The organism is Brevundimonas sp. S1H14 (genome assembly GCF_047716865.1).
In the GTDB taxonomy this organism is placed as follows: domain Bacteria; phylum Pseudomonadota; class Alphaproteobacteria; order Caulobacterales; family Caulobacteraceae; genus Brevundimonas; species Brevundimonas naejangsanensis.
In genome coordinates, this window is the sequence record NZ_CP136679.1 from 358,713 (window position 1) to 375,000 (window position 16,288).

The window sequence follows — 16,288 nt, forward strand, 5'->3', positions numbered from 1 at the left end:
CAGCTTGAGGCTGAAGGTCAGGCTTCGGGATCGGGAGCCTGTTCCCAACCGCCCGCCAGGGCCTTGAACAGGCCGATCTGGTAGGTGGTGACCTGGGCTTCCGAGGCGGCCAGGGCGGCGTCGGCGCCGGCCAGGGTCCTCTCGGCGTCCAGCACCGTCAGGAAGCTGTCGGCGCCCGCGTCGAAGCGCAGGCGCGACAGGCGCGCCGCCGTGGCCGCCTGATCCCGTGCTGTGCGCAGGGCCGTGCGGCGGTCCAGTTCGTTGGCGTAGGCGCTGAGCGCTGTCTCGGTCTCCTGCAGCGCCGTCAGCACGGTCTGGTCGAAGGTCGCCAGGGCCGCGTCCGACTGGGCGCCCGCCTGTTTGATCCGCGCCCGGGCCGCCCAGACGTTGGGGAAGGACCAGGAGATCAGCGGGCCGACGCTGAAGCGCATATTGGCGCTCTCGCCCAGATCCGAGGCGTCGAGCGCCGTCGAGCCCAGCGACCCGCCCAGACGGATGCTGGGATAAAGGCCGGCGGTGGCGACATTGACGCGGGCGGCGGCGGCCGACAGGCGGGCTTCCGCCTGACGCACGTCGGGACGACGCGCCAGAAGGGCGGCTCCGTCTCCGACCGGGATCGGCTGCGACAGTTGCGGCGGCGACTGGCAGGCGCGGGCCGCATCGCTGGCCTCGGCAGGGGTGCGGCCGGTCAGCGTGGCGAGGCGGAACAGGGCGCCGTCGCGCGCCGCCCGCAGAGGCGGCAGGCTGGCGCGAGTCTGTTCCAGCGCGGCGCGGGCGCGGGCGACGTCCAGACCGTTGCCGGCCCCCCCGTCCAGCAGACGCTGGGTCAGGTCGACGGTCTGGGTCTGCAGGTCGATGGTCCGCTCGGCCACGGCGATCTGGGCGTTGGCCGAGCAGGTGTCGGCGTAGGCCCGGGCCGTTTCGGCGGCGACGGTCACCCGCACGACTTCAAGCGCGGCGGCGGCGGCGGCCACGTCGCCCCGCGCGGCGCGGATGGAGGATTCCACCCGACCGAACAGGTCGATCTCATAGGCCACGTCCAGACCGACATCATAGGTGTCGACTTCCGGCAGCTTGGCGCCGTTGGCCGTGGGTACGGTGTCGGTCGAGGCCCGGCTGCGGTTATAGGCGGCCGAGGCCGTGGTGGTCGGGAACCGGCCCGAGCGGGCTTCGGACAGCGAGGCCCGGACGGCGCGCAGATTGGCCGCGGCCGCCTCCAACTCGTTGTTCTCGGTCAGGGCCTGCTGGATCAGACCGTCCAGCGTCGGGTCCTGATACAGCCGCCACCAGTCGTCGCGGGCCGCCTCGGTCGAAACCGAGGCGGACTGCGAGCCGATGAAGGCGCCCTGGCCTTCGGCCGGGATCGTCGGGAGCGGCGCCCTGGGACCCACCGCGCAGGCGGCGAGCAGGGCGGCCGACCCCGCGGCGGTCAGCAGAGTGCGGAGTTTGCCGTTCATTTACGCATCTCCCTGGCGCGGAGCGGCGGGAGCCGGTTCCGGGCCGTCGGGGTCAAAGGGGTCGTGCGGCGTGGAGCCGAAGCTGGTGGGGAGCTCGCGCTCCTTGCCCGGCGCCTTGGGCAGCTTGCCCGCCACCCAGCGACAGATGACGTAGAAGACCGGGGTGAAGATCAGACCGAAGAAGGTCACCCCCAGCATTCCATAGACGACCGCGATGCCCAGGGCGTTCTGCATCTCCGAGCCGGGGCCCGAGGCGATGGCCAGAGGCAGCACGCCGAAGATAAAGGCGAACGAGGTCATCAGGATCGGGCGCAGGCGCTGACGGGCGGCCTGAACAGCGGCCTGCCAGCGGTCGAGGCCTTCGTTGTCCTCGGCCTGTTTGGCGAACTCCACGATCAGGATGGCGTTCTTGGCCGCCAGCGCGATCAGGACCACCAGACCGACCTGGGTCAGGATGTTGTTGTCCAGACCATGCAGGTTCACCCCCAGGATGGCCGCCAGGATACACATGGGCACGATCAGGATGACCGCCAGCGGCAGGGTGAAGGCCTCATAGTTGGCGGCCAGCACCAGGAAGACGAACACCACCGCCATCAGGAAGATGATGGTCGAGCCGCCGGCCGCCGCCTTCTCCTGGAGGGCCAGTTCGGTCCATTCGTAGCCGAAGCCCTCGGGCAGGGTCTTGGCGGCCAGTTCCTCCATCGCGGCGATGGCGTCGCCGGTAGACACGCCCGGCGCCGCTTCACCCTGTAGTTCCGAAGCCGGGAACAGGTTGTAGCGGACCACGCGCGCCGGGCCGGAGTCGTCGGCCAGGGTCGCCACCGAACCGATCGGCACCATGCCGCCCGAGGCCGAACGGACCTTCAGGTTGGCGATGTCGGCCAGTTCGTCGCGATAGGCGGGCTCGGCCTGGGCGGTGACGCGGAAGGTGCGGCCCAGGAAGTTGAAGTCGTTGACGTAGGTCGAGCCGAGGTAGGTGCCCAGGGTGCTGAACACGGTCGACGGCTGGACCCCCATCAGCAGGGCCTTGTCGCGATCGACGCTGGCGGCGATGCGCGGCGAGCCGGTGTTGTAGAGGCTGAACACCTGCTGGACCTCGTCCGGCATCTGGGCGGCGGCGCCCATCATGGCGAAGGTCGCGCCCTCCAGAGCCTTGAAGCCCGAACCCGAACGGTCCTGGATCATCATCTTGAAGCCCGAGCCGGTGCCCAGGCCCTGAACGGGCGGGGGCGACAGCATGAAGATGCTGGCTTCCTCGATGACGCCGGTCGCGCCGCTGAGCGCGCCGGCCAGGGCCGAGGCCTCCAGCGCGGGCGTGGTGCGCTGGTCGTAGTCGTTCAGCTTGATGAACATGGTCGCGGCGTTGGACGACATGGAGAAGCTGGAGCCGTCCAGACCGGCGAAGGCGGTGACTTCCTGAACGCCATCGGCCTTGCGGACAATGTCGACCGCCTTGTTCATGGCGGCCTTGGTGCGTTCCAGCGAGGCGCCCGGCGGAAGCTGGACGACGCCGATCAGGATGCCCTGATCCTGGGCCGGGATGAAGCCGGTGGGCGTGTCGGCCATGCGCCAGCCGGTCAGGGCCAGCAGGGCGGCGTAGATGACCAGCATGACCGTGACCATGCGGATCAGCCGGCCGGTCATGCGGCCGTAGCGGTCCGACACCCAGTCGAAGCCTTCGTTGAACTTGGCCCCGGCCCAGCCGAGGTAATAGGTGATCGTGCCGATCAGGCCCGGCTTGCGGCTCTCGTCGTGGTCCTTGTGCGGCTTGAGCAGCAGGGCCGACAGGGCGGGAGACAGCGTCAGCGACACCAGCAGGGAGATCAGCGTCGCCGAGGCGATGGTGACCGCGAACTGGCGGAAGAAGATGCCGGGGATGCCGGGCACGAAGGCGGTCGGCACGAACACCGAGGTCAGCACCAGGGAGATGGCGACCAGGGCGCCCGACACTTCCTGCATCGACCGATAGGCCGCTTCCTTGGGCGTCAGGCCCTCGCGGATGTAGCGCTCGACGTTCTCGACCACGATGATGGCGTCGTCGACGACGATGCCGACGGCCAGAACCAGGGCGAACAGCGACAGGGAGTTGATCGAATAGCCCAGGGCCAGCTGCACCGCGAAGGTGCCGACCAGGGCGACCGGGATGGCCAGGATCGGGATGATGGCCGCGCGCCAGGTCTGCAGGAAGACCAGGATGACGATCATCACCAGGAAGACGGCTTCGATCAGCACGTGCTCAACGGCCGAGACCGAGGCGGCGACGTATTCCGTCGGGTTATAGGGGATGGCGTATTTCACGCCCGGCGGGAAGTCGGCCTTGATGGCGTCCAGCTCTGCGATGACCTTGTTGGCCGTCGACAGGGCGTTGGAGCCGGGCTGCTGGATGATGGCGACGCCAACGCCGCGCTGGCCGTTGAAATAGCCTTCGACGCCGTAGATTTCCGAGCCGAGCTCGACGCGGGCGATATCGCTGACGCGGGTCACGCGGCCCTGAGCATCGGTCTTGAGCACCACCTTGCCGAATTCTTCCGGCGCCGCCAGACGGCCCTCAACCTGAACCGGCAGCTCGAAGGCGGCGGCGTTGGTCGGGAAGGGAGGCTGGCCGATCGACCCGCCTGCGGCCTGAACGTTCTGGGCCTGCAGGGCGGCGATGATCTCGGGCGCGGTCAGGTCGCGTGCGGCGGCCTTGGCCGGATCGATCCAGATCCGCATGGCGTAGTTGCCGCCGCCGAAGACCTGGACGCCGCCGACGCCGTCGATCCGCAGCAGGCGGTCGCGGATCGTCGACTGGGCCAGATTGCCCAGATAGTCGCTGTCGATGCCGGGATCGTCGGACGTCAGCGAGGCCAGCATCAGGAAGCCGGTCGACTCCTTGTTGACGACCACGCCGACCTGACGGACCTGCGCCGGCAGGCGCGGCTCGGCCAGGGCGACCCGATTCTGAACCAGCACCTGGGCGGTGTCGAGGTCGGTGCCGGGCTGGAAGGTCACGGTCACGCTGACCCGGCCGTCCGAGGTGGACGACGAGGTCATGTAGAGCATGTTCTCGACGCCGTTGATCTCCTGTTCGAGCGGCGCGGCGACCGTTTCGGACAGGGTTTCAGCCGAGGCGCCGGCGTAGGAGGCGGTCACGCTGATCGTCGGCGGGGCGATGTCCGGATACTGCGCCAACGGCAGCATCGGCATGGCGAAGGCGCCGACCAGGGTGATGAAGACCGAGATCACGATCGCGAAGATCGGTCGGTCGATGAAGAAGCGGGAGATGTTCATGAATCAGGTTCCGGCCCGTGAGCCTCCTCCTCAGCCGGCGCTGGCGACGAAGGTGGCGGACGAGGCGACAGGGGCCGTGGTCACAGGCGCGTCGGCCTTGGCTTCCTCGGCCTTGATGGTCCCGTTCTGGGCGGTGACCTTCTGGCCCGGACGGGCGCGCTGAAGGCCGTTGATGATGACGCGGTCGTCCGGCGTCAGGCCCGTGCGCACGACACGCAGGCCGTTGGCGACCGGTCCCAGCTGGACCGGCTTGGCGCCGACCGTGCCGTCCTTGGCGACGACATAGACCACTTTGCGCGGACCATCGGTGACGACGGCGGCGTCCGGCACCAGCATGGCGGCGTAACCGCCCGAGCCGGCCAGCTGGGCGTGGCCGAACATGCCCGGCTTCAGGAAGCCGTCGGCGTTCTGCACCACGGCGCGCAGGCGGATGGTGCCCGAAGACGCGTCGATGGCGTTGTCGGTGAAGTCCAGCGTGCCGGTGCGGTCATAGGCGGTCTCGTCCTGCAGGCGGATGCGGATCGGAGCCGACCCGTTGCGGGCGTCGCGCTGATATTTCAGGGCCAGGGCTTCGGAGCCGTCGAAGACGAAGTAGATCGGCGACGATGAGACGATGGTGGTCAGCACGTCGCCGGCGGACGAACCGCCGCCGATCAGGTTGCCCGGATCGACCCGACGGTCGGACACGCGGCCCGAGATGGGGGCGGTGACGCGGGTGAATTCCACGTCCAGCTGACGCGCGCGGATGGCGGCGTTGGCGGCGGCCATGCTGGCCTCGGCGGTCTGGACAGCGCCGCGCTTGGCGTCGACTTCGGCCTGGGACACGGCCTGAGAGGCCAACAGGCCTTCGGCGCGGGCTAGTTCGGTGCGGGCCAGAGTCAACTGGGCCTGGCCCTGGGCCAGCTGGGCGCGGGCCGAAGCCAGGGCGGCCTGGGCCGGGCGCGGATCCAGGGTGAACAGCAGTTGGCCCTGGCGTACGAAGTCGCCGTCCTTGAAGTGAACCGACTGGATGTAGCCGCCCACGCGGGCGCGCACGTCGACGGAGCGGGTCGCCTCGAAGCGCCCTGTGAACTCGTCCCAGTCGACAACCTGTTGCGACAGGGGCGTCGCCACCGTGACCGGAGGCGCGCCCTGGGCCGGCGCCTCCTGTCCCTTGGAACAGCCATAGAGGGCAGCCGCCATCATGACGGACGCGGCCGCGATCTTCACCGTGCGCATCGGCGCAATCTCCTTGGGAGTCATTTTATCCAAAGGACTGTGCGCTCATTGGGGAGGAGGCGTCCAGTCAACACCGGCTGACTTAAAGACGACGTCGGCGACGCTTGTCAACGCCTGATGACAAGGCCATATAGCCCGTAAGGTTTATTGGAGTGCGACCAATTGGTCCTTTGCGACGTTCCCCGGCCGCGTAACGCCAACGCCACCCGCCAGGCCATTCTGGAAGCGGCGCGCGAACGCTTTTGCGCTGAAAGCTATGATGATGTCGGCATGCGCGACGTGGCGCGCGACGTCGGCGTCGATGCGGCCCTGATCAGCCGCTACTTCGGCTCGAAGGAAGATCTGTTCGTGGCGGTCATGGACAGTTGCAAGAACGGCCGCGATCTGATGGACGGCTCGCGCGAGGATTTCGGCGAGCGCCTGGCGCGCGAGATCGTCTATGGCGACATGACGCCATGCGAATATGAAGACGGCGGCGCCAAGATGCGCGGTCTGTTGATCCTGTTGCGTTCGATCGGTTCGACCAAGGCGATGGACGTGGTTCAGCGCACCTCCAACTCTCGTTTCTTCGAGCCCCTGACCCAGTGGATCGGCGGCGAGGACGCGCCGGTGCGGGCGCGCATGGCGGCAGGCCTGATCATGGGCATGGCGATCGGCCGCGAACTGTCCGACGGCTATTCAAGCCTGGACGAGGCCCAGAAGGCGTCTCTGGCCCAGCGCATGGCCCGCGCGCTTCAGGGCCTGATCGACGGCTGAATTAAGAAGAGGCGGACCAAGGGCCCGCCTCTCCATCGCTGTCTTGCTTAAAAGTCTCAGGCCCAGTGCATCGGCACATGGCGCGCCGCCGCCCAGTGGATGGCCCGGATGGCGTCGACGATGGCGCGGGTGGCCGAGACCGTGCCCAGCGCTCCGCCCAGATCGGCGGTGACGGCCCCCGAGGCCAGGACGGCCGCGACCGCCGCCTCGATGGAATCGGCCTCATCCTCCAACTGGAAGCTGTGACGCAGCATCATGGCCGCCGACAGCACCATGCCGACGGGGTTGGCCAGGTCCTGTCCGGCGATGTCCGGCGCCGAGCCGTGGATCGGTTCGAACAGGCCGGGGCCGTCGGCGCCCAGCGAGGCTGAAGGGAGCAGGCCGATGGAGCCGCCCAGCACTGAAATCTCGTCCGACAGGATGTCGCCGAACATGTTCTCGGTCAGGATGACGTCATAGTCGCGCGGCTTGCGGATCAGGTGCATGGCCATGGAGTCGACTAGGGCGTGCTCCAGGGTGATCTGCGGATATTCCTCGGCGTGGATGCGCGTCACGACCTCGCGCCACAGGCGGCTGGTCTCCATGACGTTGGCCTTGTCGACCGAGGTGACCTTTCCGCGGCGCTGTTCGGCGGCCTGGAAGGCGGCCCGGGCGACGCGCTCGATCTCCTCCACCGTATAGACGCACAGGTCTGAGGCCGAGGTTTCGGTGCGGGTGCGCTCGCCGAAATAGACGCCGCTGGTCAGTTCGCGGAAGACGATCAGATCGACGCCCTCGACGATCTCCTTCTTCAGCGGCGAGCGGTGGGCCAGCACCGGCGAGACCTGCAACGGACGCAGGTTGGCGTACAGGCCCATCGCCTTGCGGATGGCCAGCAGACCCTGTTCGGGACGAACCGGGGCGCCGTCCCACTTGGGCCCGCCGACGGCGCCCAGCAGCACGGCGTCGGAGGCGATGCAGGCGGCCTTGGTCTCTTCGGGCAAGGATTCGCCGACCGCGTCGATGGCGGCGCCGCCGATCAGGTGTTCGGTGAAGTCGAACCGATGGCCGTAGATGTCGCCGATGCAGGTCAGCACTCGCTGGGCGGCCAGGGTCACCTCCGGCCCGACGCCGTCGCCGGGCAGGACGACGATATTGAAGGCGCGGGCGGCGGCGGGCGTGTCATGGGCGGTCATCAGGCGGTCTCCGGCTGATAGGTGTCTTGGCGCAGGCGTTCGTAGGAGGCGACATAGGGCAGCTTGGCCTGAAGCCAGCCGAGGGCGTCGACGCCGTCCAGCAGGCACTGGCGGGCGAAGGACTCGACCTTGAACGGCACGGCGGGGACGTTGCCGCGCCGGATCTCGCCCGCCTCCAGGTCGATGGTCACCGGCTGCTCCGGGTGGGCGGCCAGATCGTCCCAGACGGCCTGATCGACGACGATGGGCAGAAAGCCGTTCTTCAGGGCGTTGGAGGTGAAGATGTCGGCGATCTCGGTCGAGATCACCGCCCGGAAGCCATAGTCCAGCAGGGCCCAGGGCGCGTGCTCGCGCGAGGAGCCGCAGGCGAAGTTGGGACCGGCCAGCAGGATGCGGTGCTCGGTCGGGTCGATGCGGTTCAGCACCGATTCCGGCTTGGGCGACCCATCGGCCTCATAGCGCCAGTCATAGAAGGCCTGGGCGCCCAGACCCTCGCGCGAGGTGGTGGTCAGGAAGCGCGCGGGGATGATCTGGTCGGTGTCGATGTTGGCCTGGCTCAGGGTCAGGGTCTTCGACGTCAGGGTCTTGAAGGGCTCAGACATTATTCTGCTCCTACCGCCTCGCGCGCGGCGCTCGCTTGCTTGAGGACGGGGGCCTCCAGATAGACGCGCGGGTCGGTCAGCACCCCGGCCACGGCGCTGGCGGCGGCTGTGGCGGGGCTGGCCAGGATGGTGCGGGCGCCCTTGCCTTGACGGCCCTCGAAATTGCGGTTGGAGGTCGAGACGGCCAGTTGACCGGGCGCGACGAAATCTCCGTTCATGGCGATGCACATGGAGCAGCCGGGGATGCGCCATTCTGCGCCCGCCTCGGTGAAGACCTTGTCCAGGCCTTCGGCTTCGGCGTCGCGGCGGACGGCCTCCGAACCCGGGACCACCAGCATCCGCACGCCCGGCTGGACCTTGCGGCCGCGCAGGACTTCGGCGGCGGCGCGCAGGTCGGGCAGGCGGCCGTTGGTGCAGCTGCCGATGAAGACCACATCGACCTTGTGGCCGGTGGTCGCCTCTCCGGCGGTGAAGCCCATGTAGTCGATGGCCTTCTGGTCCGAGGCCGAGCGCGGCTGCGGCACGGGCGCGCCGACGGGGGCGCCGGCGTCGGGGGTGGTGCCCCAGGTGGCCATCGGACGGATGGCGGCGCCGTCCAGCACGACCTCCTTGTCGAAGACCGCGCCGGGATCCGTGGCCAGAGCCAGCCAGTCGGCGGCGGCGGCTTCATAGTCGGCGGGGACGTGGCGACGGCCGCGCAGCCAGTCGATGGTGACCCGGTCGGGGGCGATCATGCCGGCGCGGGCGCCCGCCTCGATGGACATGTTGCACAGGGTCATGCGCCCTTCCATGTCCAGCGCGCGCACGGCCTCGCCCGCATATTCGATGACGTAGCCGGTGCCGCCGCCGAAGCCGATGGCGGCGATGACGGCCAGCGCCATGTCCTTGCCGGAGACGCCGGGGCGCAGGCGCCCGTTGATCGTCACCCGCATGGCCTTGGCCCGGCGTTGCAGCAGGCATTGGGTCGCCAGCACATGACCGACTTCCGAGGTGCCGATGCCGAAGGCCAGCGCTCCGAAGGCGCCGTGGGTGGCGGTATGGCTGTCGCCGCAGACGACGGTCATGCCCGGCTGGGTCAGGCCCAGTTCCGGTCCCATGACGTGGACGACGCCGCGCTGGTCCGAGCCCCAGCCCGCCAGTTCGACGTTATGTCGGGCGCAGTTGGCCTCCAGGGTCTCGACCTGACGACGCGCCTGTTCGGTGACGTAGGGGTGCTGACCATCTGGCCCGGCGGGCAGGGTGGGGGTCGAGTGGTCCAGAGTGGCGAAGGTGCGGTCGGGGCGGCGGACCTTCAGCCCGCGCGCCTCGATCTCGGAGAAGGCCTGGGGCGAGGTGACTTCGTGGACCAGGTGCAGGTCCACATACATGACGCCCGGCGTCTCGCCGGTTTCCGGCACGACAACGTGCCGGTCCCACACCTTCTGATACAGGGTCTTAGGCCGGCTCATGCACGCGCTCCTGTGCGGCGGCGCCGGCGGTGGTCTCGCCGATCGGCTCCAGCCAGCCGAAACGGTCGGGCGTCGTGCCGTCGAACAGGCCGCGGAAGGCCTTGTTGACCGCCTTGGTCACCGGGCCGGGGCCGCCTGCGCGGGTCATGATGCCGTCGATGGAGCGGACGGGGGTGATCTCGGCCGCCGTGCCGGTCATGAAGACCTCGTCGGCGACGTACAGGGCCTCGCGCGGCAGCACCTGCTCGCGCGCCTCATAGCCCAGGCCGCGCGCCAGCTTCATCACGCTGTCGCGGGTGATGCCCTGCAGGATGGAGGCGGCGGCGGGCGGGGTCATCAGCACTCCGTCCTTGACGATGAACAGGTTCTCGCCCGCGCCCTCCGACAGCAGGCCGTCGGCGCCCAGGGCGATGCCCTCGCCGAAGCCGCGCACACGGGCTTCGCGCCCGATCAGATAGGAGGACAGATAGTTGCCGCCCGCCTTGGCGCCCGCCGGGACGGTGTTCGGGGCCACGCGGTTCCAGCTGGAGATGCAGGCGTCGACGCCCTTCTCCAGCGCCTCTTCGCCCAGATAGGCGCCCCAGGCGAAGGCCGAGATCATCACATCGCTGCGGATCGCCTCGGCCGAGGGGCTGACGCCCATGCCGCACTCGCCCAGGAAGGCCAGCGGCCGCAGATAGGCCGAGCGCAGGCCCTCGGCGCGCACCACGTCCTTGCAGGCCTGGACCAGCTCGTCCTCGGTGTAAGGCATGGGGAAGTGGTAGATGCGCGCGCTGTCGAACAGGCGGCGGATGTGGTCGGTCAGGCGGAAGCCGCACGGGCCGTTCGGCGTGTCATAGACGCGGATGCCCTCGAACACCGAGGTGCCGTAGTGCAGGGCGTGGCTCATGACGTGAACCGTGGCCTTTTCCCACGCGATCAGCTCGCCATTGATCCAGATGTTCTTAGCCAGCGGCTGCATAGGTCTTGTCCTGTTGGGGGGCGGTGGCGGCGATGATGGCGGTCAGTTCGGCGTCGTTGATCTCGCCGATCTCGTCGGCGCGGCGCTTGAAGCCGGCGAAGACTTCGGCCAGACGCTGGCCTTCCAGAGCGTGGCCCAGGGCTTCGGCCCGCTTACCGACCGCGTGGCGGCCGGAATGCTTGCCCAGCACGAAGTAGCTCCCCTCGAAACCGACGTCTTCGGGACGCATGATCTCGTAGGTGCGGGCGTCGGCCATCATGCCGTGCTGGTGGATCCCGGCCTCGTGGGCGAAGGCGTTCAGGCCGACGATGGCCTTGTTGCGGGCGATGACCGTCTCGGTCACTTCGCGCAGGGTCTCGGAGGCGCGCACCAGGTGGCGGCTCTCGGAGCCGATGGTCACGCCATAGCGGTCCGCGCGGGTGCGCAGGGCCATGATGACTTCCTCGACCGAGGCGTTGCCCGCCCGTTCCCCGATGCCGTTGATGGCGCCTTCGATCTGACGGGCGCCGCCTTCGACGGCGGCCAGGGAGTTGGCGACCGCCAGGCCCAGGTCGTTGTGGGCATGGGACGAGAAAATGATGTCGGCGTGACGCGGGCGGATGATCCCGTCCAGATAGGCGAAGCGCTGGCGCGATTCCTCGGGCGTGGCGTAGCCGACGGTGTCGGGCACGTTCAGCGTCTGGGCGCCGGCGTCGGCGGCGGCCATCAGGGCCTCGGCCAGGAACTCCGGCTCCGTGCGGAAGGCGTCCTCGGCCGAGAACTCCACGTCGTCGAACAGGGAGGCGGCGTATTCCACCGTGCGCGAGATGGTGGCCAGCACCTCATTGGTGCTCATGCGCAGCTTGGCCGAGCGGTGAATCGGGCTGGTGGCCAGAAAGACGTGGCAGCGACGATGCGATTTCGGCGCCGGGGCCAGGGCGCGGAAGGAGGCGTCGATGTCCTTCTCGTTGGCGCGCGACAGGGAGGCGAAGACCGGCCCCTCGATCTCGCCTGACACGCGACGGATGCATTCCTCGTCGCCCGGCGAGGCGGCGGCGAAGCCGGCCTCGATCACGTCCACACCCAGGTCGCGCAGGACATGGGCCATCTTCAGTTTGGACTCGGCCGACATGGAGAAGCCCGGCGCCTGTTCGCCGTCGCGCAGGGTGGTGTCGAAGATGATGACCCGGTTGGGATCGGCCGCAATCTCGGCGGTTCTGGATACTCGGTCTACTCGGGACATTACGCGGCCTCGGACTGGAAGGTTTGGGCCTGGATGCGCGCGACGCCGATCAGGCGGTCGATCTGGCGGCCCAGGGTGTCGATGGAACGGGCGGCGTCGCGCCCGCGAACGGTCAGGGCGATGCGGCGCATCGCGCCTTCATCCGCCATGTTGATGCCGTCGATGTGGAAGCCGCGGCGCTCCACCAGGCCGATGAGACGCTGAAGCGAGCCGTCGGCCCGGTCGATCTGGATGTGAATGGTGTCGCTCATGCTCATGCGCCTTCCATCATTTCAGCGTTGCTCTTGCCTGGCGGCACCAGCGGCCAGACGTTTTCCTTGGGGTCGATGACGACGTGGGCCAGACAGGCGCCCTTGGCGGCCAGCAGGCGGGCCAGACCAGCCTCGACCTGATCGCGGCGGTCGATGCGGAAGGCCTCGACGCCGAAGGCTTCGGCCACCTTCACGAAGTCCGGATTGTCGGACAGGTCGATCTCGGAATAGTTCTCGGCGAAGAACAGCTCCTGCCACTGGCGCACCAGACCCAGCGATGAGTTGTCCAGCAGGACGATCTTCAGCGGCACGCCGTAGCGGCGCAGGGTGGCCAGCTCCTGAACGTTCATCATGAAGCCGCCGTCGCCGGCGATGGTGACGACGATGGCGTCCGGGTCGGCCGTCTGGGCGCCCAGACCGGCAGGCAGGCCGAAGCCCATCGCGCCCAGACCGCCCGAGGTGATGTGGGCTTCCGGCCGGGCGAAGCGGCAGTGCTGGGCGGCCCACATCTGATGCTGGCCGACATCGCAGGCGGCGACGAAGCGGTCGCCCGCCATTTCGGACAGCTGCTTCAGCAGGGCCGGGGCGTAGACGCCTTCGCCCGGCGCGTCATAGCGGGCGGCGTGACGCGCGGCCGCCGAGGCGCAGCGGATGACCCAGGGGTCGATGGTCAGCGGAGCCGCCGCCATGCGCGTCGTCAGGGCCTCGATGGCCGGGCGGATCTCGCCGCCGACGGCGACGTGGGTCTCGCGCAGCTTGCCGATCTCCGAGGCGTCGGCGTCGAAGTGGACGACGCGGGCGTGGGGGGCGAACTCGGCCAGCTTGCCGGTGGCGCGGTCGTCGAAGCGGGCGCCCATGACGATCAGCAGGTCGGAGGCCTGGACCGCTTCATTGGCCGCGCGCGTCCCGTGCATCCCCAGCATGCCCAGGAAGCCGGGGGCGTCGGTCGGCACCGTGCCCAGGGCGTTCAGGGTGGCGACGGCGGGAATGCCGGTGGTCGCGGCGAAGGCGCGCAGGGCCTCGGTCGCGCGGCCGATCTTCACCCCGCCGCCGATGTAGATCAGGGGGCGTTCAGCGGCGCGGATGAAGCGCTCGGCCTCGGCGATGGCGTCGGGGTCGGCCTGAGTCGCCTCATTGGGAATGTTGAAGCCGAAGGGGGCGACCGTTTCGGCGAACTGCACGTCCTTGGGCAGGTCGACCAGCACCGGGCCGGGGCGGCCCGAGGCGGCGATGTGGAAGGCCTGTTCGATGGCGGCCGGGATCTCGGCGGCGTCACGGACCAGGATGGAGTGTTTCACGATCGGCAGGGTGACGCCCAGGATGTCGATTTCCTGGAAGGCGTCGGTGCCCATGACCCCTTGGGGGACATTGCCGGTGATGCAGACCATCGGCGCCGAATCCATCATGGCGTTGGCGATGCCGGTGATCAGATTGGTGGCGCCGGGGCCCGAGGTCGCCATGCAGACGCCGACCCGGCCGCTCAGGCGCGCATAGGCGTCGGCGGCGAAGGCGGCGGCCTGTTCGTGACGGACCAGGATGTGCTTCAGCGACGAGCCGGTCAGGGCGTCGTAGATCGGCATGATGGCGCCGCCGGGGTAGCCGAACACCACCTCTACGCCCATCCGCTCCAGGCTGGAGACAAGCAGGCGCGCGCCGGTCATGACGGCCGGGGCGGGGGGTGTTTTCAGGGCGGGCGCGGCGGCGCTCATCGGGTCAGTCTCTCTTTTAATATATACAGAGGGTCAGGCGGCGGCCTGTTTGGCCGTCTGCAGCCAGGCCATGCGGTCGCGCAGACGGGCGCCGACCTGTTCGATCTGGCTAGAGCGGTCCTCGGTCAGCAGGGCCTCGTATTTTGGCTTGCCCGCCTCGTTCTCGGCGATCCATTCACGCGCGAACTGGCCGCTCTGGATCTCGTCCAGCACGGTCTTCATGCGGGCGCGGGTCTCGTCGGTGATGACGCGCGGACCCGAGGCGACGGCGCCCCATTTGGCCGTTTCCGAGATGAAGTGGTGCATCTTGGAGATGCCGCCCTCGTAGAACAGGTCCACGATCAGCTTCAGCTCGTGCAGGCATTCGAAATAGGCGATCTCGGGCTGGTAGCCGGCCTCGACCAGGGTGTTGAAGCCCTGGATCACCAGCTCCTTGGCCCCGCCGCACAGAACGGCCTGTTCGCCGAACAGGTCGGTCTCGGTCTCTTCGCGGAACGAGGTCTCAAGCAGGCCGCCGGTCGCCCCGCCGATTCCCTTGGCGTAGCCCATGGCGCGATCGCGGGCCTTGCCGGTCGCATCCTTCTCGATGGCGAACAGGGAGGGGACGCCCCGACCGCGCGCGAACTCGCGACGGACCAGATCGCCCGGTCCCTTGGGCGCGACCAGGATGACATCCATGTCGTCGCGCGGGGTGATGCGGTCGTAGATGATCGAGAAGCCGTGGGCGAACAGCAGGGCCGAGCCCGGCTTGGCGTTCGGTTCGATGACGTCGCGGTAGATCTCGTTCTGGATCATGTCGGGCGTCAGGATGGCGATGATGTCGGCGCCGCGAACCGCCTCGGCGGGCTCGGCCGTGGCCAGGCCGTCTTCGGTCGCGTGCTTCCAGCCCGTGCCGCCGTGACGGACGCCGACGATCACGTCGTGGCCCGAATCCTTCAGGTTCTGGGCGTGGGCGCGACCCTGCGAGCCATAGCCGATGACGGCGATGCGCTGGCCGGTGATGGCGCCCGGCTTGATGTCTTCATTGGTGTAGATGGTGATGGCCATGAGAGGCGGTCCTTAAGAAGCGGCGTTTTCGGTGGAGCGGGCGGCCAGATCGGCGGGGATCTGGGCCGGCGGCGGATTGGGAATGGTCACGGCCCCTTGCGAGGCGGAGGCGACGGCGGCGCGGTACTTTGCGAAAACGCCTTGCGCCGGGCGGATACGGTTGGGGGCGAAATCCGCCCGGCGCGCCTCCAGATCGACGAGCACGTCGATCCTTCGGTTGGTGACGTCGATGACGATCGGATCGCCATCGCGAATGAGAGCAATGGGGCCGCCCGCCGCCGCCTCGGGCGAGACGTGGCCGGCGACGAAGCCGTAGGAGGCGCCCGAGAAGCGGCCGTCGGTCAGCAGGGCGACGTTCTCGACCTTGCGGCCCTTCAGGGCGGCGGTGACCTGCAGCATCTCGCGCATGCCGGGCCCGCCCTTGGGGCCTTCGTAGCGGATGATGATGACGTCGCCTTCGCCGACCGATCCGTCCTGCACCGCGTGGAAGGCGTCTTCCTCGCAGTCGAATACGGCGGCCGAGCCTTCAAAGCGATCGACCTTATGGCCGGTCAGTTTGATGACGGCGCCCTCTGGCGCGACATCGCCGTAGATGACGGCGTAGGAGCCGCGCGCCATGACCGGGGCGTCGAAGCTGGTCACGACCTGCTGGCCTGGCTGTTCCTCGGCATCGCCGGCTTCGGCGAACAGGCTGCGGCCCGAGACGGTCGGCACGTTGGCGATCTTCCCCGCCTCGGCCAGACGCTGGGCGACCAGGCGCGTGCCGCCCGCCGCATACAGGTGCGAGGCCAGGAAGCGGCCGCCCGGCTTCAGGTCGCAGATGACCGGCGCCTCGACGCAGGCCTGATGGCAGTCCTCGACGCCGAAATCGACGCCCGCCTCGGCCGCAATGGCGGTCAGGTGCATGACGGCGTTGGTCGATCCGCCCGAGGCTGAGACGGCGATGGCCGCGTTCTTCAGGCTGGCCTTGGTGATGTATTTGCGCGCTGTATCTCCGGCGAAAACGCGCTCGACGATCAGGCGGCCGCAGCGTTCGCCTTCCGCGCCCTTGGCCGGATCGACGGCGGGCACGTCATTGGCGCCCATGGGGCTAACGCCCATCATCGACAGGGCCATGGCCATGGTGTTCGCCGTGAACTGACCGCCGCAAGCGCCGGCGCCGGGGCAAACCG

Annotated in this window: 13 protein-coding genes (1 of these 13 running past the window's edge); 1 reads left to right on the top strand and 12 read right to left on the bottom strand. The window is 68.8% G+C overall.

What is annotated here, in order from left to right; all coding sequences use genetic code 11:
- Positions 1-17: 17 nt before the first annotated feature.
- The 3 genes from RSD66_RS01705 to RSD66_RS01715 are packed head-to-tail and all read right to left on the bottom strand — an operon-like array spanning position 18 to position 5,969.
- On the bottom strand, positions 18-1,457 hold the full coding sequence (locus RSD66_RS01705) for an efflux transporter outer membrane subunit (RefSeq protein WP_415288763.1): 1,440 nt from the start codon (positions 1,455-1,457) through the stop codon (positions 18-20).
- Positions 1,458-4,727 carry an efflux RND transporter permease subunit gene (locus RSD66_RS01710; RefSeq protein WP_415288764.1) on the bottom strand — a complete coding sequence of 1,090 codons (3,270 nt, stop codon included), beginning with the start codon at positions 4,725-4,727 and terminating at the stop codon, positions 1,458-1,460.
- Between the two features lie 30 nt (positions 4,728-4,757).
- Positions 4,758-5,969 carry an efflux RND transporter periplasmic adaptor subunit gene (locus RSD66_RS01715; protein ID WP_415288765.1) on the bottom strand — a complete coding sequence of 404 codons (1,212 nt, stop codon included), beginning with the start codon at positions 5,967-5,969 and terminating at the stop codon, positions 4,758-4,760.
- A gap of 138 nt (positions 5,970-6,107) precedes the next feature.
- Here RSD66_RS01715 and RSD66_RS01720 point away from each other — a divergent pair, with 138 nt between their 5' ends.
- Positions 6,108-6,701 (top strand): TetR/AcrR family transcriptional regulator, encoded by a 594-nt coding sequence (locus RSD66_RS01720; RefSeq protein ID WP_024354215.1) that lies wholly within the window; start codon positions 6,108-6,110, stop codon positions 6,699-6,701.
- 56 nt (positions 6,702-6,757) lie between these two features.
- Here RSD66_RS01720 and leuB read toward each other — a convergent pair whose 3' ends face one another.
- The 9 genes in view from leuB to RSD66_RS01765 are tightly spaced (at most 33 nt apart) and all read right to left on the bottom strand, a layout consistent with a single transcriptional unit that may run on beyond the window.
- Entirely contained in the window at positions 6,758-7,876 is a 1,119-nt protein-coding gene (gene leuB / locus RSD66_RS01725) for a 3-isopropylmalate dehydrogenase (protein WP_024354214.1), read from the bottom strand.
- Positions 7,876-8,478, bottom strand: coding sequence for a 3-isopropylmalate dehydratase small subunit (gene leuD / locus RSD66_RS01730; RefSeq protein WP_024354213.1), 603 nt, complete (start codon positions 8,476-8,478; stop codon positions 7,876-7,878). The genes leuB and leuD overlap by 1 nt, the downstream gene beginning before the upstream one ends.
- Positions 8,478-9,926, bottom strand: a complete 1,449-nt coding sequence (leuC, locus tag RSD66_RS01735) for a 3-isopropylmalate dehydratase large subunit (RefSeq protein ID WP_415288766.1) — start codon at positions 9,924-9,926, stop codon at positions 8,478-8,480. The genes leuD and leuC overlap by 1 nt, the downstream gene beginning before the upstream one ends.
- The gene (locus tag RSD66_RS01740) at positions 9,913-10,887 is read right to left on the bottom strand and encodes a branched-chain amino acid transaminase (RefSeq protein WP_415288767.1); all 975 of its coding nucleotides are present in this window, start codon (positions 10,885-10,887) and stop codon (positions 9,913-9,915) included. The genes leuC and RSD66_RS01740 overlap by 14 nt, the downstream gene beginning before the upstream one ends.
- On the bottom strand, positions 10,871-12,109 hold the full coding sequence (locus RSD66_RS01745; RefSeq protein WP_415288768.1) for a 2-isopropylmalate synthase: 1,239 nt from the start codon (positions 12,107-12,109) through the stop codon (positions 10,871-10,873). The genes RSD66_RS01740 and RSD66_RS01745 overlap by 17 nt, the downstream gene beginning before the upstream one ends.
- Positions 12,109-12,360, bottom strand: coding sequence for an ACT domain-containing protein (locus RSD66_RS01750; protein WP_025976572.1), 252 nt, complete (start codon positions 12,358-12,360; stop codon positions 12,109-12,111). The genes RSD66_RS01745 and RSD66_RS01750 overlap by 1 nt, the downstream gene beginning before the upstream one ends.
- 2 nt (positions 12,361-12,362) lie before the next feature.
- Positions 12,363-14,069 carry an acetolactate synthase 2 catalytic subunit gene (gene ilvG / locus RSD66_RS01755; protein ID WP_415288769.1) on the bottom strand — a complete coding sequence of 569 codons (1,707 nt, stop codon included), beginning with the start codon at positions 14,067-14,069 and terminating at the stop codon, positions 12,363-12,365.
- Between the two features lie 33 nt (positions 14,070-14,102).
- Entirely contained in the window at positions 14,103-15,116 is a 1,014-nt protein-coding gene (ilvC, locus tag RSD66_RS01760) for a ketol-acid reductoisomerase (RefSeq protein ID WP_415288770.1), read from the bottom strand.
- A gap of 12 nt (positions 15,117-15,128) precedes the next feature.
- A protein-coding gene (locus RSD66_RS01765) for a dihydroxy-acid dehydratase (protein ID WP_415288771.1) crosses the window boundary here: on the bottom strand, positions 15,129-16,288 show its 3' portion. It continues 583 nt past the right edge of the window; the window shows 1,160 of its 1,743 coding nt (coding positions 584-1,743); its start codon lies beyond the right edge, outside the window; it ends in the stop codon at positions 15,129-15,131.